Consider the following 18,827-nt stretch of genomic DNA (forward strand, 5'->3'; position numbering starts at 1 on the left):
GCCCGACGGAATCGGCTCGCCATGCTCCCCACCTCCCCGCCCCAGCGGCTTCTGGTCCCCCTGTACGAACACCCCGCCGACCGCCCGGAAGCCTGGCGCAGACTGATCGAGGCGGCGCCCGGCCTCTACGGCGTCGTACTGAACCCGTGCAACGGCCCGGGGCAGGCCCCCGACCCCGCCTTCGCCGAGGTCGCGGGCGCACTGCGGGCGGCCGGCGTGCGTCGGCTGGGCTACGCCGACACCGCCTACGGCCGCCGTCCGCACGCGGAGGTGGTCCAGGACCTGCTGCGCCACCGCGACTGGTACGCCACCGACGGCGCCTTCTTCGACCAGGCCGCGCCCGGTCCCGAATTCCTGCCGCACTACGGCCGGCTGGCGGTCGCCGCCCGGGCCGTGGGCGCCACCACCGTCGTCCTCAACCACGGCCTCCACCCGCACCCCCGCTATCTGGACGTCGCCGACCTCCTCGTAACCTTCGAGGATGACTGGGCCGCGTACGAGAGCGCCGACGTCCCGCCCTGGACGGCCGGCCATCCGCCCGAGCGCTTCTGTCACCTGATCCACGGAGTCCCCGACGGCTGCGCCCGGGCCGCCGCCGAACTGTCCCGGCGGCGTGGCGCCGCCGTCCACTGCGCCGTCCCCGGCACCCACCCGCATCCCTGGGACGCCCTGCCGTCCTGCTTGGAGACCTACCGATGAACTCCTCGCCGCCTCCCTCCGGTCCGCCCGCCTGCCCGGTTCCGTCCCCGGCCCGTGCCCCGCGCCCGGCCCGGCGCCGACGGTCGCTGCCGGTCCTGGCCGCCGCCCTGCTCGCCCTCATCGCCGCCTGCGCCCAGGCGCCGAGCGAGGCCGCGCCCAAGCCGAAGCCGGACCCCCGGCCGGCCACCGGGGCCTCCGCCGGCATGTGGCGCCCCAAGCCCGGCGTCGCCTGGCAGTGGCAGCTCACCGGCCAGCTCGACTTCTCGGTCAAGGCCCCCGTGTACGACATCGACGGCTTCAACCGCAAGGCGTCCACCGTCGCCGACCTCCACCGCCGTGGCCGCAAGGTCATCTGCTACATCAGCGTGGGTGCCTGGGAGGACTTCCGACCCGACGCGCGCAGGTTCCCCAAGTCCGTCATCGGGCGCGACAACGGCTGGGAGGGCGAACGCTGGCTGGACATCCGCAGGCTGGACGTCCTGCGGCCCCTGATCGCCAAGCGGTTCGACATGTGCCGCGCCAAGGGCTTCGACGCGGTCGAGCCGGACAACGTCGACGGCTACCTGAACAAGACCGGCTTCAAGCTCACCGCTGCCCACCAGCTCGCCTTCAACCGCATGGTCGCCAAACTCGCCCACGAGCGCGGCATGTCGGTCGGCCTGAAGAACGACATGGACCAGATCCCGCAGCTTCTCAAGGACTTCGACTTCGCCGTGAACGAGCAGTGCGCGCAGTACGAGGAGTGCGAGACGCTCAAGCCGTTCATCAAGGCCGGCAAGCCGGTCTTCCACGTGGAGTACGAGCTGCCGGCCGCGCGGTTCTGCGCCCAGACCCGCAAGCTGGGCTTCAGCTCGATGCAGAAGCGGCTGCACCTGGACGCCTGGCGCCGCGCCTGCTGAGCGGGGTCTGCTACAGGCACGCCACGTACGGAACGCGTACGCCGTACGGGCCCGGGCCGGCCGGGGCCCTCACCCCTGACCGAGCGCCAGCACCACCAGCGCCGTCAGCCCGGCCGTCTCCGCCAGCGCGCCGAACACATCCCCGGTCACCCCGCCGAAGCGCCGCCGGCAGTGCCGCAGCAGCAGTTCGGCGGCGCCCAGCGCGGCCCCCGCCGCCAGCGCCGTGTGCAGGGCCCCGCCCGTACCCAGGGCCCCGTGGCGGCCGGACAGCGCGCCCGCGCCCGCGCACAGCGCCGCCACCACGAGCGCGACGGCCCAGGCCGCGCGCGGCGGGACGGCGCCCGCCACCGCCGCGCCCAGCCCCTCCGGGCGGGCCGGCGGCACGCCCCCGCGGCAGGCGAGGGTGAGCGCGCAGCGGGCCGTCACCGCCGCGAGGACCGCCGCGACCGCGCCCTGCGCCCAGCCCCGCGCGTACAGCTCGTACAGCGCGGCCACCTGGGCCAGCAGCGTGAAGACCAGGGTGAGCACGCCGAACGGGCCGATGTCGGACTGCTTCATGATCCGCAGCGCGTCCGCCGCCGGCTTGCCGCTGCCCAGCCCGTCGGCGGTGTCGGCGAGCCCGTCCAGGTGCAGCCCACGGGTCAGGGCGGCGGGCAGGGCGGCCGTGCCGACCGCGGCGAGCAGCGGGCCGGCCCCAGCAGGAGCAGCAGCGTGCCGAGCCCGGCCGCGCCCAGGCCGACGGCCAGCCCGGCCGCCGGCGCGCAGAGCATGCCGCCGCGCGCCGCCGCCCGGTCCCAGCGCGTCACCCGTACGGGGAGCACGGTCAGCGTGCCGAAGGCGAAGCGCAGGGCGTCCTTGCCGCTGAGGGAGGCGGGGGAGCCGTTCACCGCGTCGTTCACCGCGCCGTTGCCGTTCACCGCGTCGTTCATCGCCGCAGGCTACCCCGCAGGTTCCCGCCGGTTCCGGGCAGTCCTGGAAGGGACGGCCGCTAAATTGCGCATAGGAGACAAACGGGAGTGCGTCCATGGGTCACTGGTGGTACCGCAACGTCATCGAACCGGGGAAACTGCCGCTGCTCCTCGCGCTGGCCTCCTTCGTCCTGACCTTCGCGGTGACCCGTGTCATCACCCGCCTCATCCGCGCGGGCAAGGGCCCCTTCCGCAACATCACCCCCGGCGGCCTCCACGTCCACCACGTGGTGCCCGGCGTCGTCCTGATGGTGGTCGGCGGCTTCAGCGCGCTGGCGGGCGGCCGGCACGGCTACGGCTCGGGTCTGGCCGCGGTCCTCTTCGGGACCGGGGTCGGTCTGGTCCTGGACGAGTTCGCGCTGATCCTGCACCTGGACGACGTGTACTGGACCGAGGAGGGCACCAAGAGCGTCGAGATCGTGATCGTCACGGTCGCGCTGGTCGGTCTGATCCTGGCCGGTTTCTCACCCTTCGGCGTCAACGAACTGAGCGCCGAGGAGCTCCACAACCGTTTCCGTGTCGTACGGACCGTGGGCGTCAACTTCCTCTTCGCCCTGGTCGCCCTCTTCAAGGGCAAGGGCCGGCTCGCCGTGATCGGCGTCTTCGTCCCCTTCGTCGCCCTGTTCGGCGCGGTCCGCCTGGCCCGGCCCAACTCGCCGTGGGCCAGGCGCTTCTACCGCCGCCGGCCCAAGGCCAGGGCCCGGGCCAAGGTGCGGGCCTACCGCCACGACCGGCGCTGGTCCCGGCTGCGCCGCCGCGTCCAGTACGTCATCGGAGGCGCCCCGAACCGCTGACAGGGCAGGTCACCGCAGGCGCCCCGAACCGTTGTCCCGGTGGGCGTCCTTGGGCTTGCGGGAGCGGTGCCGCACCTCCCATACGCCGCACAGCACCAGGACGGCAGCCACCGCCGCGATGTGCTCCTTGCCCGCCAGGTTGTTCTTGATGAAGAACACCTCGTAGAACATCGCCGCCACCACCAGCGAGCACGTCAGCCACGCCCGGTACCGCCAGCACACGAAGATCGCCAGGCCCACCACGGCCGCCGAGGGACCGGTGTCGCTGACATGGGCGTCGCTCGCGGGCAGCCCGACGACGCTTTCCGGGCCGATCGCGATGCCGATCCGCGCGTACATCGTCCCGGCCAGCGTGGCCACGTACGCCACCGCCAGCGTCCGCAGCCGCCCCAGCGCGATCTCGCAGATCCCGAAGACGACCAGGAGCTGCGCCAGCGCGCCCCACACCGGCAGGTCCAGGGCGGGCACGAACAGCGACAGCGGGGTACGCAGCAGCGCCAGCCACACGGGCTCCTCGGCCCGTACCGAACCGACGTTCTGAATCGGCTGGTAGCCCCAGTCCTGGTTCTGCACGATCTGGAAGACCGAGGTCAGACAGATGGCCGCGAGGGTCAGCGGGATCGCGCGGAGCTTCCTGGTGGCCAGGCCCAGCCACACGGTACGGAACAGCGGGCCCCACTCGGCACGCACGGCGCGACGCAGGGCCGGCTCGTTCATCTCTTGCTCTCCAAGTGCTTGCGGTTCAGCCACTTCGGCAGCCCGGGGGCCTGAAGGAAGCCCTCGGCGCCGGCGGCGGCGACGCCGATACGGAGCAGGTCGGTGCTCTTTTCGAAGAGCATGTACCGCGGCTCCCAGATCGGCCGGTATTTGGCGTTGGCGCGATAGAGCGATTCGATCTGCCACCACCGGGAGAAGAAGCTGAGCAGTGAGCGCCACAGGCGCAGCACCGGGCCCGCGCCGAGCCGCGCACCACGTTCGAAGACGGATCGGAACATCGCGAAGTTGAGCGAGAGCTGAGTGATCTTCACCTCTTCCGCCCGCTGGATGAGCTCCAGGACCATGAACTCCATCAGGCCGTTGTCCGAGTCCCGGTCCCGGCGCATCAGGTCCAGGGACAGGCCCTTGGCCCCCCACGGGACGAAGCTGAGCAGCGCCCGCGGCACGCCGTCCGCGTCGAAGCACTCCAGCATCACGCAGCGCCCGTCGGCCGGATCGCCGAGCCGGCCCAGCGCCATGGAGAAGCCGCGCTCGGTCTCGCCGTCCCGCCAGTCGTCGGCCAGCCGCAGCAGGCCGTCCATCTCCTGCGGGGCGATGTCCTGGTGGCGGCGGATACGGACGGTGTAGCCGGCGCGCTTGACGCGGTTGTACGCCTGGCGGACGGTGCGCATCGCCCGCCCGTCCAGGGTGAACTCCCCGGTGTCCACGATCGCCTCGTCACCGAGCTCCAGGGCGTCCAGGCCGTGCCGGGCGTAGATCGTGCCGGCCTCCTCGCTCGCGCCCATCACGGCCGGCGTCCAGCCGTGCTCACGGGCCTGGGCCAGCCACAGCCCGATGGCGCCGGGCCACGCCTCCGGGTCGCCGATCGGGTCGGCGGAGGCCAGCGAGACCCCGCCGATGACGCGGTAGGTGACGGCGGCCTTGCCGGTGGGGGACCAGATGACGCTCTTGTCGCGGCGCAGCGCGAAGTACCCCAGCGAGTCGCGGTCGCCCTGCCGCGCCAGCAGGTCGCGCAGCTTCGTCTCGTCCTCGGGGGTGATCGGGTCGATGGCCCGTACGGAGCGGAAGGCCGCCCACAGGACGGCCAGCAGCAGGAGCGTGCTGAGGATGTTGATGGTGACGTTGACCCAGGTCGGCGCGGAGATGCCGGGGAAGCGGTCCTCGTCGGCGGCGACCGAGACCAGCCGCATCACGCCGTACCGCCAGCGGTCCAGGAATGTCGACCTGTAACCGTCGTGGGCGTTGTTGGTGAGCGTCACCAGCAGCGCCGCCAGCAGCGAGCCGGCCAGCAGCCCCACGACGGCGGTGAACGCGGCCAGCCTGGGGTTGGAGCGGTCGCCCTTGGCGTAGAACTCCCGGCGGCCCACCACCAGCGCGAGGACGAACAGCAGCGTCAGCGCGAAGGACACCCAGTTCTGGGCATGGCCGCGGAACTCGGGGGACAGGACCATCACGCACACCAGCAGCAGGAGGAAGAGCCCCGACAGGACGAGGTTGAGAATCCAGGCGGCCCGCTTGCGCCGGCGCAGCGTGACCGCGCAGAACAGGGAGAAGGCGCCCGAGGCGAAGCCCGCGGTGAGCAGATAGGGCGTGAAGAACTCGTCGACGTTGTGCCGGCGGATGTCGTTGCCGATGGACACCCACACGGCACTGAGGACATTGATGAAGGTGACGGCACGCAGGTACCAGACGCCGAAGACGGCGCCGCGCTGTGACCAGGGACCGCGCACGCGGTCGTCGTCCGGGCTCAAACGGGCTTCTCCCATGAAACTTGATCGTATGGGGGCGTCTCGCCGCCCGGACCTCTCGCGCGTCCGGTTCCCCGCGCGGTCGCCGGCCGACGGGCCGGCGCGCCGCTCAGTCGCGTACGGGCAATTCTGCCGCCAGGGCCGCCGCCGCCTGCACCAATGGCAGGGCGAGCAGGGCCCCGGTCCCCTCGCCAGCAGTGACGCCGTGATCGAGCAGAGGGTTGAGCGCGATCCGGTCCAGCGCCTTGGACTGGGCCGGCTCACCGCTGGACTGCCCCGCCACCCACCAGTCCGGCGCCCGGAACGCCACCCGCTGCGCCACCAGGGCACAGGCCGCCGTCACCACCCCGTCCAGGACGACGGGGGTCCGGCGCACCGCGCTCTGGAGCAGGAAGCCGGTCATCGCGGCCAGGTCGGCGCCGCCGGTGGCCGCCAGCAGCTCCATCTGGTCGCCCAGTACGGGACGGGCCCGGCGCAGCGCGTCCCGGATCGCCGCGCACTTGCGCATCCAGGCCAGGTCGTCGATGCCCGCGCCGCCGCGGCCGGTGACGACCGAGGCGTCCGTGCCGCACAGCGCGGCGATCAGCGTGCTCGCCACGGTGGTGCCGCCCACGCTCAGATCGCCGAGCGCGACCAGGTCCGTACCGGCGTCCGCCTCCTCGTCGGCGATCGCCATCCCCGCACGGAAAGCTTTCTCCGCCTCCTCGGCCGTCAGCGCGTCCTCGATGTCGATCCGCCCCGAACCGCGCCGCACCCGGTGCCGGGTGACCTCCTCGGGAAGCTCCTCCGCCGGGCAGTCCACCGCCATGTCCACCACGCGCACCGAGGCCCCGGTCTGCCGCGCCAGGACGGCCGCCGGGCTCGCGCCGTCCAGCACCGCCCGCAGGAGTTCCTTCGTACCGCCGGCCGGACGCGCGGAGACGCCCAGCTCCGCCACGCCGTGATCACCCGCGAAGAGCACCAGCCGCGCCGCCGCACCGGCCGCACCGGCACCTGTTGCTGGGCCGCGGCCAGCCACTCGCCCAACTCCTCCAGGCGGCCCAGCGCACCCGGCGGCACGGCCAGCCGTTGCCGCCGCTCCTGGGCGTCACGGCGCACCCCGCCGTCGGGGCGCTCGATCAGGTGGGCGAAGTCATCGAGGTTCAGGGCGCTCATTCGGCGCAGATTACCGGCTGCCGCGGGGGATGGCCCTCTCCGGGGGCCGTGGGGGCGTGCTGCGGTGCGGTGGAGGTGCGCTGCGGGGCCGTGGGGACCGGACGGCGTCACGGCGGGCGCGGGCCGAACCGGATCTCGGTGACGGCCCGGGGCGGCGTCCGCAGGGCCCGTACCTCGACGACGCCGGGACAGGCGCCGGCCATCCCGGCACGGCTCCACCCCTTTGGGGTTTCCGGCGCCTCCCACACCTCCGGCGTCTCCCGTGGCCTTGCGCCCGGGCGCCGCGCCAGGGCGGCGAGCCGGCGCGGCACCGTACCGAGAACCAGCGCGCCGCCGGGAAGACGCTGGGCGCACGCGGCGAGCAGGGCACGCACCTGGCCCGGAGCCAACAGCAGCCCCCGGGCCGTGACGATCACCCCGCGCTCCGGTGCGGGTACCGCGTCCAGCCAGGCCGGATCGGTCGCCGGGCAGGCGACCGTGTACCGCCGGGGACCGTCGGGCAGCAGCATCCGGCGCACCGCCGCGGCCTTGGGGGACTCGACCGTCAGCCATGTCAGCCGCCCGTTGTCGACCCGCCAGAACGCGGTGTCCAGGCCCTCGCCGAGCGCGACGACCGTCGCCCGCGGGTGCCGGCGGACATAGGCCCGTACGGCGTCGTCGAAACAGCGCGAGTCGCTCACAGGGCCAAGACCACCCCTTGGTACGGAGCCGGGCAAGCGGACACGGACGGCACCCGGCCCGCGTCAGCCGCGCAGCGCAAGCGACCGGCCCGTATCAGCCGCGCAGGGCCAGCGACCGGCCCGTATCAGCCGCGCAGGGCCAGTGCCTGGCCCGCGACGACCAGGAGGACGTGTTCGCACTCCGCGCCGAACGCCGCGTTCAGCCGTCCCAGTTCGTCGCGGAAGCGACGGCCCGACGCGGTCGCCGGCACCACCCCGGAACCGACCTCGTTGCTCACCGCGACCAGCGGGCGCCTGGTCTCGCGTACCGCCGCGACCAGCTCGTCCACCCGTGCGCGCAGCGCCCGCTCCCCGCCGGCCGTCCACTTCTCGTCGTCCCACGCCCCCACCTCGTCCATGGCGTGGGTCAGCCACAGTGCCAGGCAGTCGATCAGCAGCGGCGACTCGTCGGTGTCCCGGCCGGTGTCGGCGTCCGGCAGGTCCGCCAGCAGCGGCACCAGGTCGCAGGTCTCGGCGGTACGCCAGGTGGCGGGGCGCCGCTCGCGGTGGGCCCCGACCCGCGCCGCCCACTCCGCGTCACCGTCCCGCGTGCCGCCCGTGGCGACGTACAGGACGTCGGGGAAGGCCGCCAGCCGCCGCTCGGCCTCGGCCGACTTCCCGCTGCGCGCGCCGCCCAGCACCAGCGTGCGGCGTGGCAGGTCGGGCACCGCGTGGTACTCGCCCACCAGCAGCGCGGAGCCGTCCGGTACGGTCCGCGCGCCCGCCGCCGCGAGCCTGCGGTGCAGTTCGGGGCCGGGCGGCACGTCGTGGTCGAGGTGGACGGCCAGCACATCGGTCGCGGCGTCCACCGCGCCGCTCGCCCGCAGCTTCGCCAGCCCGTCCGGCCGCCCCAGGACGTCCATCAGGACCATGTCGTACGGCCGCGTCCCGTGGCCCTGCCCGTACGCCTGCCCCTGCCCCTGGCCCTGCCCCTGGATCCGGCCGTGACCGGAGCGGGGGCCGGAGCCGGGGCCGGTGCCCGCGCCCGCGCCCGCGCCGTGGCCGGGGTGCGCCTCCCCGAGCCCGGCCGGGGCCGCGCCCGGCGGCAGGTACAGCAGCCGCTCGCCCTCCGCCCCGCCGACCTCGTACCCGGTGCCCGGCACGTCCACGGCGATCGCCCGTACCCGGTGCCCGTCCAGCAGCGCCAGCTCCCGCCCGTCCGCGACCCGGCCCGGCTGCGGCAGCCCGGCCGGCACCTCCATCGCGGGCCCTTCGTGCGGATGCGAGAGCAGCACCTGCCGTACGCCGGTGAGCGACTGCCCGGCGCGGGCGGCGGCGAAGGCCGGTCCAGGGGTGAGGTCGAGCAGCAGCGCGCCGTCGATCAGCACCGCGGTCGCGGCCCGCGCCTCCTCGCCGAGGGCGCAGGCGCAGGCGGCACACGGGCAGCCGGGGCGCGGCAGTCCGAGCGGGGCCCCGGTACCGAGGAGAGTCAGTTCCACCCGGCGATTTTCTCGCGCCTGGGCCGCGCGGGCGCGCGGGGGCCCGTCTCGACACGGCCGTTAGGCTGCGGATCAGCACGAAAGCAGCAGCGGCACGCGTACGTGACGCGCGTGCACGACGCGAGCACGTGACCCTGACCCGGTGGAATCCAGGAGGCGGACATGGCGTGGACGTGGCGGTTCGAGAAGGCCGACGGTACGGAGACGACGCCCGCGGTGGAGCCGGAGGAGTTCACGACCCAGGGCGACGCGGAGTCGTGGATCGGTGAGGAGTGGAAGGCGCTGCTGGACGGCGGCGTCGACCAGGTCCGGCTCTTCGAGGACGGCACGGAGATCTACGCCGCGCCGATGAGCCTGCACGGCGCGGAGGGCTGAGTACGGCGCGGCCCGGACGCCCGCCGGCCGCGGTGGCCGACGGGCGCCCGGGGCACCGCTACCGGTGGGCCGGCGTACGCCGGGGCGGGCTCATTTGGCCTGTGCCCAGGCAGACCTTGAAGGGGTGTCTTCGGCCGGCCTCGTTCCGTACCGGCATCGTCTCGGCGAAGCCGGAGTCCTGTGGGGCCCAGCCCACGGCGTTTCCCTCGGGGATGCGGCACACCTCCCACCAGTGAACGTCACGTTCTTCGGTGTCCTGATAGCGCAGACCGATCGTCAGCGCGTCGCCGCGGGACAGCTTGAACGAGCCGGCTCTGCCGTGTTCCCAGTTGATGTCCCACATCTTGCCGTATTGGGCCCCGAACTCCGGATAGCCGCGGAAGACACACGTGCCCGGCCCCTTGTTCACCAGTTTGAGGCGCGCCCTGCGGTACAGACCGTCGCCCGGCCGCTTTTTGAGGACCGTGACCGACCAGTCCAGGTTCTTCGACCGGCAGGGGTCGCGCGGAGAGGTGCCCTTACGCGGCTTCGGCCGCTCCTCCGGCTTCTTCCGTTTCTCCTGATGGTCCTGCTTCTTCGGCTTGCTCTGCTCGCTCTGCTTGCCCGGCGGAGTGGTGGTGCTCTCAGGTGGCGCGCTGTGTGCGGCGCTCGCGCTCGCGGGCTGCTTCGCGCGTACGGATTCCGTGCCGGTTCCCCCGCACGCCGCCAGGCCGGCGCTCGCCAGGAGCGCGGCCAGGCCGGCGGTGAGACGTGATCGCTTCCCCATTGGCCCCCCAGGTTGGTAGTCCGTCGGGGATAGGGATGTCCCGTACGTCCCAGGGGTTGCCTGCCCGCGCTCGTCACGACAGGCGGCCCGGCTGTCGCTCGTCGGTCCGGCCGTCCGTCACAGCTTGCCGAGGGGCACCCGTACGGTCCGCTCCGCGCCGTCCCGGGCGACGGTCACCTCCACCGTGTCGCCGGGCTCATGGGCGGCCAGTGCCGCGGTCAGATCCTCTATGGTGGCGACCTGCGCCCCGCCGAACTTGACGATGACGTCGCCCGGCCGGATGCCGGCCTTGTCGGCGGGTCCGCCCCTGGTCACCGAGGCGACCGCGACCCCGGCGGGCTCCAGGTCGGGGCCCAGGACCGTACGTCCGGTGATGCCCAGCGCGGCCCGGTGGGAGTCGGTGACCCTGCCCTTGCCGATGATCTGGTCGGCGATGTTCCTGACCGTCGAGGCGGGGATCGCGAAGCCGATGCCGGGCGCCGCGCCGGAGCCCATCTGCGGGTCGGTGGCAGCCAGTGTGGGGATGCCGATCACCTGGTCGGAGAGGTTGACCAGCGCGCCGCCGCTGTTGCCCGGGTTGATGGCGGCGGAGGTCTGCACCATGTTCGCGATGGTCGGGCCCCTGCCGCCGTCCCCGCCCTCGCTGACGGTGCGTCCGGTCGCCGAGACGATGCCCTGGGTGACGCTGCTGGACAGGCCCAGCGGGTTGCCCATGGCCAGCACGATCTGGCCGACCGCCACCTTGGAGCTGTCCCCGAAGACCGCCGGCTTGAGGTCCTGGGGCGGTTTGTCGACCTTGATGACGGCCAGGTCCTGCCGGGGGTAGGAGGAGACCAGCCGGGCTTCCAGCGTCCGGCCGCCGGTGGCCAGGGTCACCTTGAACCGTTCGGAGTCGCCGACGACATGGGCGTTGGTGACGATGTGGCCCCGGCCGTCGTAGACGACGCCGGAGCCCAGTTCCTGGCCGGTGGTGATCTGGACGACGGACGGAAGGACGTCCTTGACCACCTTCTGGTAGGCGTTCTGAAGGTCGGTGCTGACGCTGGGGGCCACCGCGCCGGAAGACGTGGTGGCCGGGGCGGTGCCGGAGGAGCCGGCGGCAGCCCCGGACCCGGATCCGGAGTCGGAGCATCCGGCGACCAAAGCGGTCACGCACACGGTGGTGACCGCCGCGGCCACCACGCCATGACGAAGCGTCAATGAAGGCGTCATACCTGGATTGTCGCTTTGGTGGGCTTCTACGTCCGTACATCCGGCGTGGTGGCGAGAAATTGCGTGGCCGCGAGCTCCCCGTACAGGGGATCGCCGGCCACCAGCTCGGCGTGGGTGCCCACGGCCCGCACCCGGCCCGCGTCCATCACCACGATCCGGTCCGCGAGCGTCACCGTGGAGAGCCGGTGCGCGACCACCAGCACCGTGGTGGTCTCGGCGGCCTGCGCGACGGTCTCCCGCAGCGCCAGCTCGTTGACCGCGTCCAGTTGCGAGGTCGCCTCGTCCAGGAGCAGCAGCCGGGGCCCGCGCAGCAGCGCCCGGGCTATCGCCACCCGCTGCCGCTCGCCGCCCGACAGCCGGCTGCCGCGGTGCCCCACCGGTGTCCCGAGTCCCTCCGGCAGCCGCTCCACCAGGCCCTCCAGCCGGGTCCGGGCCAGGACGTCGGCGATCTGCGCGTCGGTGGCACCGGGGGCGGCGAACACCAGGTTCTCGCGGAGCGTGCCGGCCAGCACCGGCGCGTCCTGCTCGACGTACCCGATGGCCGCGCGCAGTCGCTCCAGCGGCCACTCCCGTACGTCCTGGCCGTCGACCAGCACCCGGCCGCCGTCCGCCTCGTAGAACCGCTCGATCAGCCCGAAGACGGTGGTCTTGCCGGCGCCGGAAGGGCCGACGAAGGCGGTCAGCCCGCCGCCGGGCACCGTGAAGCTCACGCCGTGGTGGACCGGCGGCAGATCGGCGCGGTAGCGGAAGGTCACGTCCTCGAAGACCACGCTCGCGGGCGCCGCCCCCGCGGGCCGGGTCCGTGCCGCCCCTCGTCCCCTCGCGCCGGCCGGCTTCGTCTCCAGTGGGTTCCGGCTCCACCTCCAGCTCCTCGGCCTCCGCCATACGGGCCACCGCCGCCGCCCCCACCTGGTAGGACGACGCCGCGTCCACCAGCCGCGCGATCGGGTCGATCAGGTAGAAGAGGTAGAGCAGGAAGGCCACCAGCGTGGAGATCTCCACCGCCCCGGACGCCACCCGGGCGCCGCCGACGCCCAGTACGGCCAGGAACGCCATCTGTACGGCGAGCCCGTTGGCGGACATCGCGATGGACTGCCACTTGGCCGCCTTCAGGCCGTGCCGCCACGCCTGGACCGCCGCCTCCGTGATGGCCTCGCCCTCCCGCCGTTCGGCCCCGGACGCCTTGACCGTACGGAAGGCGCCGAAGGTGCGCTCCAGCGCGGCGGAGACCGCGCCGACCGACTCCTGCGCGTGCTTGGTCGCCCGCGCGATCTGCGGCATGACCAGCCCCAGCGAACCGGCGATGAGCACGATCACGGCGAGCGTGACACCGAGCAGCACGGGGTCCAGCAGCGCCATCATCACGACCGTGACGATCAGTGAGAGGCCGCTGGTCACCGTGGAGACCAGCGCCTGGGTGGTCACCGAGCGCAGCAGTGTGGTGTCGGAGGTGACCCGGGACATCAGGTCGCCGGGCTGGGTCCGTTCGACCGCCGGCATCCGCAGCCGCAGCAGCCGTGCGACGAGCTGGCGGCGGGCGGCCAGGACCACGGACTCGGCGGTGCGCTCCAGGACGTACGCGCCCAGCGACTCGATCGCCGTACCCGCCAGGACCAGCGCGGTGAGCAGGAGCAGCAGGGAGGCGATCGATTCCTCGCCGCCGAGCCGTTCGACCAGTGCCTTGGCCGCGAGCGGCTGGGCGAGGCCGGTGACCACGCCGATCAGGGTGAGGAAGCCGCCCAGGGCGACGGCGGCGCGGTGCGGACGGATGTGGCCGTACAGAATGCGCCAGGTACGGGCGGCCGGCAGCCGGGGCGCGGGCGGCTCGCCGGACGCACCGGAGCCCTTCCGCCCGTCGGGCCCGTCCGCTCCGTCCGCCTTTCCGAGCTGTACGGATTCCTCGGACCCGTCCGTCCTTCCGGGCCGCACGGGCTTCTCCGGCCCGTCGGTCCCGCTCCGCCCGACGCGGTCCGCCGGCCCCTGCCCCGCGTTTCCTCGACATTGCTGGTCACACCGGAAAGGACGCGGCAGGGGTCCGGTTCACCTGCCTGCCGGCGGAAACCGGCCGATCATTTGACCGATAACGGTCGGTCGACGGCCCTGTGTGTCATCGGCACCCGGTACGCGTCAGCCGCGTACGCCGCACAGGTGCAGCAGTTCGGCCACCGCGCGGTACGGGTCGGTGCGCGCAGCCCGGTCCTCGGCGGCCAGCAGCCGCTCCAGCCCTTCGCCGGACACCGGCCCTTCGGCGGACACCGGCCCTTCGCCGGACGCCGACGCCGGGTCCCCGGCTTCCGAGTGGCCCGTGAAGACCTGTACGCCGTACCAGGTGTGCAGCGGCGCCCCGATGCCGGCGAGCGTCGTGGTCAGCGCGTCGAGCCGGTAGCGCGCGTCGGCGCTCTCGAAGGCGGTCAGGGCACGTTCCCAGTCGCCGTCCAGCCCCGGCCGCATGGCCGGCGCGTCCGCGTTCCGTACGACCAGGGACAGCAGCCCGCCGGGGGCCAGCATCCGCGCCAGTCCGGCCAGCAGCGGGTCCGGGTCGGGCGCCGGGGCGTCCATCAGCACGCCGTGGCACAGCACGATGTCGAAGGTGCCGGGCAGGAAGTGGACACCGGTCTCGCCGCCGTCCCCCTGGATCAGCCGTACCCGCTCCTGGATGCCTTCCGGCTCCCGCGACAGCACCGTACGCGCCACGTCCAGCATCGCCGGGTCGGGCTCCAGGCCGGTGACCTTGTGGCCCGCGCGGGCCAGCCGCAGCGCCTGGAAGCCCTCGCCCAGCCCGACGCCCAGGACCTCCAGCCGCTGCCCCACGGGGAAGCGCGCGGCTATCTGCTCGTCGAGCTGACGGGAGAGCAGTTCCTGCCGGACGGTGTGCCGTGCCGTGGGCGGTACGGCCGGTGCGCTCAGGGCCGTTCCCCGCGCTTGACCTGCGGCTTGGGCAGCCGCAGCCGGCGCATCTGGAGCGTGCGCATCACGGCGTACGCCTTGGCGCCCTTGATGTTCTCGCCGGGGAAGCGCTCGTTGAGGCGCTTGCCCAGACGGATCCAGATGCCGATCGAGTCCAGCACGATCAGCACGATCAGGGCCAGCCACATCAGCAGCGCGATGCTCTGGATCTGCGGTACGCGGATCATCGTGAGCACCAGGATGAGCACGGCCACCGGCAGGAAGAACTCCGCCACGCTCCAGCGGGAGTCGACGAAGTCCCGCGCGAAGCGGCGCACCGGGCCCTTGTCGCGTACGGGCAGGTAACGCTCGTCGCCGTTGGCCAGCGCCTCCCGCTGCTTGGTCAGGTCGGCCCGGCGGGCCTCGCGGGCCGCCCGCGCCGCGTCCTTGCGGTTGGCGGGGGTGTGCGCGCGGGTCCGGCGCTGCGACTGGGCGTCGCTGCGCTTGGGCGTCGGGCGGCCCTTGGGGGCCTGCGGGTCGCGGGGCTGCTTGGACTGGTCCGCGGTCACCTTGGCGGGCGCGGCCTGCTCATCCTTCGTACGGCTTCGGAACACAGAACCCAAGGGTACGGGGTGGCGGCGCATGGATGACGGGCGCATGGGGAACGATCCGGCAACGGCGTCCGTCCCCGCCCGGTGCCGTACCGGGACGAAGCGGACGCGGTGGCCTTTGTACGGCCGTCCCCTAATCCCTGGGCGGGAGAGCGGGGAGTCCCTGATCGTCCTGTAGGAGGAGCGCATCACGGCCCGATCGGTGCGGTAATGGAACCAGGGCCCGTACTGTGGGGTCTGTAGGTGTGCTGGAGTCGAAGCCCGAAGTACTCGGTCAGAAGGGGGCGCGCGAGGCCCATGAGCGGTGTCATGAAGCGGATGGGGATGGTCTTCCGCGCGAAGGCCAACAAGGCCCTGGACCGTGCCGAGGATCCGCGTGAGACCCTCGACTACTCGTACCAGAAGCAGCTCGAACTGCTCCAGAAGGTACGCCGCGGCGTCGCCGACGTGGCGACCTCCCGCAAGCGCCTGGAGCTTCAGCTCAACCAGCTCCAGGGCCAGTCCTCCAAGCTGGAGGACCAGGGGCGCAAGGCGCTGGCGCTGGGCCGGGAGGACCTCGCCCGCGAGGCGCTCTCCCGCCGTGCCGCGCTGCAGCAGCAGGTCACGGACCTGGAGACGCAGCACCAGACGCTCCAGGGCGAGGAGGAGAAGCTCACCTTGGCAGCGCAGCGGCTGCAGGCCAAGGTCGACGCCTTCCGTACGAAGAAGGAGACCATCAAGGCCACGTACACGGCTGCCCAGGCGCAGACCCGCATCGGCGAGGCGTTCTCCGGCATCTCCGAGGAGATGGGCGACGTCGGCATGGCCATCCAGCGCGCGGAGGACAAGACCGCGCAGATGCAGGCGCGGGCCGGCGCGATCGACGAACTGCTCGCCTCGGGCGCGCTGGACGACCCGACCGGCATGGCCAAGGACGACATCGCGGCCGAGCTGGACCGGCTCTCCGGCGGCACCGACGTGGAACTGGAGCTCCAGCGGATGAAGGCGGAGCTGGCGGGAGGCACCTCGGCCGGCCAGCAGGCCATCGAGGGCGGCCGGCCCGGTCAGGCGCAGCCCGTCCAGCCGCAGGACCGGCCGCGTTTCGACAAGCAGTGACCGTCGGCCGCGGTTAGCCTCGTCAGGATCGTCTCAAGATCGTCCCACCGGAGCAGAGGGAGACCGTCGTGATCGTACGGATCATGGGGGAGGGGCAGGTGAAGCTGGCCGACGCCCACTTCATCGAGCTGAACAAGCTGGACGACGAACTGCTCGACGAAATGGAGAGCGGTGACGAGGCCGGCTTCCGGCGCACCCTCGGCGCCCTGCTGGACGCGGTGCGCCGGCTGGGCGAACCGCTGCCGGACGACGCCCTGGAGCCGTCGGAGCTGATCCTCCCGGGTCCGGACGCCACCCTCGACGAGGTCCGGCAGATGCTCAGCGACGACGGCCTGATCCCCGGCTGAGACGCTGCACCCGCGACCGAGACGCTTCGCCCGCGGCTGAGACGCTGCCCCCGCGGCTGAGACGTCTCGGCCCGGCCGAACCGCTCACCTCCGGCCGGGCGACGACCGCAGATCCTCCAGCGCAGACGGCGCCCCGGACCCAGACGGGTCCGGGGCGCCGCCGTTCCCTCGCGCGCTACCGTTTCCTCCCGTGACTCCCCTCGCCCCCGGCCGGGCCACCCCGCGCCCGGGCCCGGTCCGCTTCCCGCGCCTGCGGGCGCACCCCCTGGCCGCCGACTCCGTCCTGGCGGTCGTCCTGTTCGCCGTGACCCTGGTCATCGCCGTCACCGACCCGCACGGCCCCAACGGCCCCCGGTACGGCGCCCGCGAGCTGACCGCGCCGACCGTGGTGCTGGCCGCCTTCGCCTGCTCGTCGCTGCTGCTGCGCCGCCGCTTCCCGCGCAGCGTCCTGGCCTTCACCACCGCCCTGGCGGTCCTGGAGCTGTTCGCCGAGGGGCCCGTGCCGCGCGCTCCGGTCGCCTGTGCCGCCGTCATCGCCCTGTACACCCTGGCCTCCCGCACCGACCGGTCCACGACCTGGCGCATCGGAGCGCTGACGGCCCTGGTGCTCACCGCCGCCGTGATGCTGTTCGGGACCGGGCCCTGGTACTCCCAGGAGAACGTGGGGGTCTTCGCCTGGACCGGCCTGGCCGCGGCGGCCGGTGACGCGGTCCGCAGCCGCCGCGCCTACATCGCCGCCATACGGGAACGGGCCGAGCGCGCGGAGCGCACCCGCGAGGAGGAGGCCGGCCGTCGCGTCGCCGAGGAGCGGATGCGCATCGCCCGCGAGCTGCACGATGTCGTCGCCCACCACATCGCGCTGGTCAACGTGCAGGCCGGGGTCGCCTCGCACGTCATGGACAGCCGCCCCGACCAGGCCAAGCAGGCGCTCGCCCACGTCCGCGAGGCCAGCCGCTCCGCACTGGAGGAACTGCGCGCCACCGTCGGCCTGCTGCGCCAGCACGGCGACCCCACGGCCCCCACCGAGCCCGCGCCGGGCCTGGGCGTCCTGGACCAGCTCATCGACGGCTTCACCCGCGCCGGACTTCCCGTGGACCTGGAGACCCCGCCGCGCCCCGACGGCCTGCCGGCCTCCGTCGACCTGGCCGCGTACCGGATCGTCCAGGAGGCCCTGACCAACGTGCACAAGCACGCGGGCCCGGGAGCGCGCGCCACGGTACGTATCGTCCGGACGCAGGACGCGCTGACCGTGACGGTGCTGGATGATGGCGCGGGCGTACCCGGGCACACGGGCGCACCCAAGGACGCGGGCGTATCCAAGGACGCGGGGGTGCCACCGCGCCGCCGTCCGGACCCGTACACGAACGGAGCCGGCACGCCCACGAACAAAACTGATCCAGAAGCGAAATGGACCGGTACGGAAGCGAACCGGACCCACCCGGAAGCGAACCGGACCGGCACGGCGTCCGACGGCGGCGGCCACGGCCTGATCGGCATGCGCGAGCGGGTCGCCGCCCTGCGCGGCACCGTGGAGACCGGCCCCCGCCCGAGCGGCGGCTTCCGGGTACGCGTACGCCTTCCGCTTCACCAGTCCCGTACGGGGGAGACGACATGACCATCAAGGTGCTGCTCGCCGACGACCAGGCGCTGTTGCGCAGCGCGTTTCGCGTGCTGGTGGAGTCCGAGCCGGACATGGAGGTGGCGGGGGAGGCGTCCGACGGCGCCGAGGCGTACGAACTCGCCCGGGCCCGGGGTGCCGACGTGGTCCTGATGGACATCCGGATGCCCGGTGTGGACGGGCTGGCCGCCACCCGCATGATCAGCCAGGACCCGGAGCTGGCGGACGTACGCGTGGTGATCCTGACGACCTTCGAGGTGGACGACTATGTCGTCCAGGCGCTGCGGGCCGGCGCCAGCGGCTTCCTGGGCAAGGGGGCCGAGCCGGACGAGCTGCTGAGCGCCATCCGTATCGCGGCGGCCGGTGAGGCGCTGCTGTCCCCGACGGCCACCAAGGGGCTGATCGCCCAGTTCCTGGCGCAGGGCGAGGGCGGGCCCGGCGAGGGGAGCGGCGGGCCCGGCGCGGACCGGCTGGGCGCGCTGACCGGCCGGGAGCGCGAGGTGCTGGTGCTGGTCGGCGGCGGGCTCTCCAACGATGAGATCGCCGAACGGCTGGCGGTCAGTCCGCTCACCGTCAAGACCCATGTCAACCGCGCGATGGCGAAACTGGGTGCCCGGGACCGCGCCCAGTTGGTGGTCATAGCGTACGAAACCGGACTTGTGCGCCCGAGGGTCGGCGGCGCTTCCCCGCAGTAGTTGGGGGAGGGTGGAGACGGACGTACTCCGAACGCGGTAGAGAGGGCGCCCCCGAAACCGACCTGGGAGCGACAAAAAACGGGT

17 protein-coding genes and 3 pseudogenes are annotated in these 18,827 nt (G+C 73.2%); 8 read left to right on the forward strand and 12 right to left on the reverse strand.

Annotated elements, in window-relative coordinates:
- Positions 1-21 precede the first annotated feature (21 nt).
- On the forward strand, positions 22-699 hold the full coding sequence (locus KGS77_RS27110; protein WP_242585794.1) for a spherulation-specific family 4 protein: 678 nt from the start codon (positions 22-24) through the stop codon (positions 697-699).
- Positions 696-1,598 carry an endo alpha-1,4 polygalactosaminidase gene (locus KGS77_RS27115; protein WP_242585795.1) on the forward strand — a complete coding sequence of 301 codons (903 nt, stop codon included), beginning with the start codon at positions 696-698 and terminating at the stop codon, positions 1,596-1,598. The genes KGS77_RS27110 and KGS77_RS27115 overlap by 4 nt, the downstream gene beginning before the upstream one ends.
- Before the next feature lie 69 nt (positions 1,599-1,667).
- On the opposite strand, the pseudogene KGS77_RS27120 reads toward KGS77_RS27115, so the two are convergent.
- A pseudogene (locus KGS77_RS27120) lies at positions 1,668-2,527 on the reverse strand (adenosylcobinamide-GDP ribazoletransferase).
- A 95-nt stretch (positions 2,528-2,622) separates the two neighbouring features.
- On the opposite strand from KGS77_RS27120, the gene KGS77_RS27125 reads away from it, so the two are divergent.
- Positions 2,623-3,360 carry a hypothetical protein gene (locus KGS77_RS27125; protein WP_242585796.1) on the forward strand — a complete coding sequence of 246 codons (738 nt, stop codon included), beginning with the start codon at positions 2,623-2,625 and terminating at the stop codon, positions 3,358-3,360.
- Between the two features lie 9 nt (positions 3,361-3,369).
- On the opposite strand, the gene KGS77_RS27130 is transcribed toward KGS77_RS27125, so the two are convergent.
- From KGS77_RS27130 to KGS77_RS27150, 5 genes and pseudogenes are all read right to left on the reverse strand, one after another.
- Positions 3,370-4,077, reverse strand: a complete 708-nt coding sequence (locus tag KGS77_RS27130) for a hypothetical protein (protein WP_242585797.1) — start codon at positions 4,075-4,077, stop codon at positions 3,370-3,372.
- A complete protein-coding gene (locus tag KGS77_RS27135) occupies positions 4,074-5,843 on the reverse strand; it encodes a phosphatidylglycerol lysyltransferase domain-containing protein (RefSeq protein ID WP_242585798.1) in 1,770 nt (589 codons plus the stop codon). Before KGS77_RS27135 ends, KGS77_RS27130 begins: the two co-directional genes overlap by 4 nt.
- 91 nt (positions 5,844-5,934) lie before the next feature.
- A pseudogene (gene cobT / locus KGS77_RS27140) lies at positions 5,935-6,980 on the reverse strand (nicotinate-nucleotide--dimethylbenzimidazole phosphoribosyltransferase).
- 107 nt (positions 6,981-7,087) lie between these two features.
- Positions 7,088-7,660: a hypothetical protein gene (locus tag KGS77_RS27145; RefSeq protein WP_242585799.1), complete on the reverse strand. Its 573-nt coding sequence runs from the start codon at positions 7,658-7,660 to the stop codon at positions 7,088-7,090.
- A 125-nt stretch (positions 7,661-7,785) separates the two neighbouring features.
- Positions 7,786-9,138, reverse strand: coding sequence for a bifunctional adenosylcobinamide kinase/adenosylcobinamide-phosphate guanylyltransferase (locus tag KGS77_RS27150; RefSeq protein ID WP_242585800.1), 1,353 nt, complete (start codon positions 9,136-9,138; stop codon positions 7,786-7,788).
- A gap of 162 nt (positions 9,139-9,300) precedes the next feature.
- Between KGS77_RS27150 and KGS77_RS27155 the strand changes: the two genes are divergently transcribed.
- Entirely contained in the window at positions 9,301-9,513 is a 213-nt protein-coding gene (locus KGS77_RS27155; protein WP_242585801.1) for a hypothetical protein, read from the forward strand.
- A 58-nt stretch (positions 9,514-9,571) separates the two neighbouring features.
- Here the strand turns inward: KGS77_RS27155 and KGS77_RS27160 are convergent, their stop codons facing one another.
- The 6 genes and pseudogenes from KGS77_RS27160 to KGS77_RS27185 all read right to left on the reverse strand — a co-directional run bounded on the left by KGS77_RS27160 (position 9,572) and on the right by KGS77_RS27185 (position 14,991).
- The gene (locus KGS77_RS27160) at positions 9,572-10,279 is read right to left on the reverse strand and encodes a hypothetical protein (RefSeq protein WP_242585802.1); all 708 of its coding nucleotides are present in this window, start codon (positions 10,277-10,279) and stop codon (positions 9,572-9,574) included.
- Between the two features lie 117 nt (positions 10,280-10,396).
- On the reverse strand, positions 10,397-11,491 hold the full coding sequence (locus KGS77_RS27165) for a trypsin-like peptidase domain-containing protein (protein ID WP_242587709.1): 1,095 nt from the start codon (positions 11,489-11,491) through the stop codon (positions 10,397-10,399).
- 26 nt (positions 11,492-11,517) lie between these two features.
- Positions 11,518-12,261 (reverse strand): ATP-binding cassette domain-containing protein, encoded by a 744-nt coding sequence (locus KGS77_RS27170; protein ID WP_242587710.1) that lies wholly within the window; start codon positions 12,259-12,261, stop codon positions 11,518-11,520.
- Between the two features lie 235 nt (positions 12,262-12,496).
- Positions 12,497-13,420: pseudogene (locus tag KGS77_RS27175) on the reverse strand (ABC transporter ATP-binding protein); the annotation flags it as partial.
- 198 nt (positions 13,421-13,618) lie between these two features.
- Entirely contained in the window at positions 13,619-14,398 is a 780-nt protein-coding gene (locus KGS77_RS27180; RefSeq protein ID WP_242587711.1) for a class I SAM-dependent methyltransferase, read from the reverse strand.
- On the reverse strand, positions 14,395-14,991 hold the full coding sequence (locus KGS77_RS27185) for a DUF3043 domain-containing protein (RefSeq protein ID WP_242585803.1): 597 nt from the start codon (positions 14,989-14,991) through the stop codon (positions 14,395-14,397). Before KGS77_RS27185 ends, KGS77_RS27180 begins: the two co-directional genes overlap by 4 nt.
- A 294-nt stretch (positions 14,992-15,285) precedes the next feature.
- Here KGS77_RS27185 and KGS77_RS27190 point away from each other — a divergent pair, with 294 nt between their 5' ends.
- The 4 genes from KGS77_RS27190 to KGS77_RS27205 all read left to right on the forward strand — a co-directional run bounded on the left by KGS77_RS27190 (position 15,286) and on the right by KGS77_RS27205 (position 18,743).
- Positions 15,286-16,083 carry a PspA/IM30 family protein gene (locus tag KGS77_RS27190; protein WP_242585804.1) on the forward strand — a complete coding sequence of 266 codons (798 nt, stop codon included), beginning with the start codon at positions 15,286-15,288 and terminating at the stop codon, positions 16,081-16,083.
- 68 nt (positions 16,084-16,151) lie between these two features.
- Entirely contained in the window at positions 16,152-16,430 is a 279-nt protein-coding gene (locus tag KGS77_RS27195) for a hypothetical protein (RefSeq protein WP_242585805.1), read from the forward strand.
- A gap of 250 nt (positions 16,431-16,680) precedes the next feature.
- Positions 16,681-18,045 carry a sensor histidine kinase gene (locus KGS77_RS27200; protein WP_242587712.1) on the forward strand — a complete coding sequence of 455 codons (1,365 nt, stop codon included), beginning with the start codon at positions 16,681-16,683 and terminating at the stop codon, positions 18,043-18,045.
- Entirely contained in the window at positions 18,042-18,743 is a 702-nt protein-coding gene (locus KGS77_RS27205) for a response regulator transcription factor (protein ID WP_242585806.1), read from the forward strand. The genes KGS77_RS27200 and KGS77_RS27205 overlap by 4 nt, the downstream gene beginning before the upstream one ends.
- The last annotated feature ends 84 nt before the right edge of the window (positions 18,744-18,827 follow it).

The organism is Streptomyces sp. MST-110588 (assembly GCF_022695595.1).
Classification (GTDB): domain Bacteria; phylum Actinomycetota; class Actinomycetes; order Streptomycetales; family Streptomycetaceae; genus Streptomyces.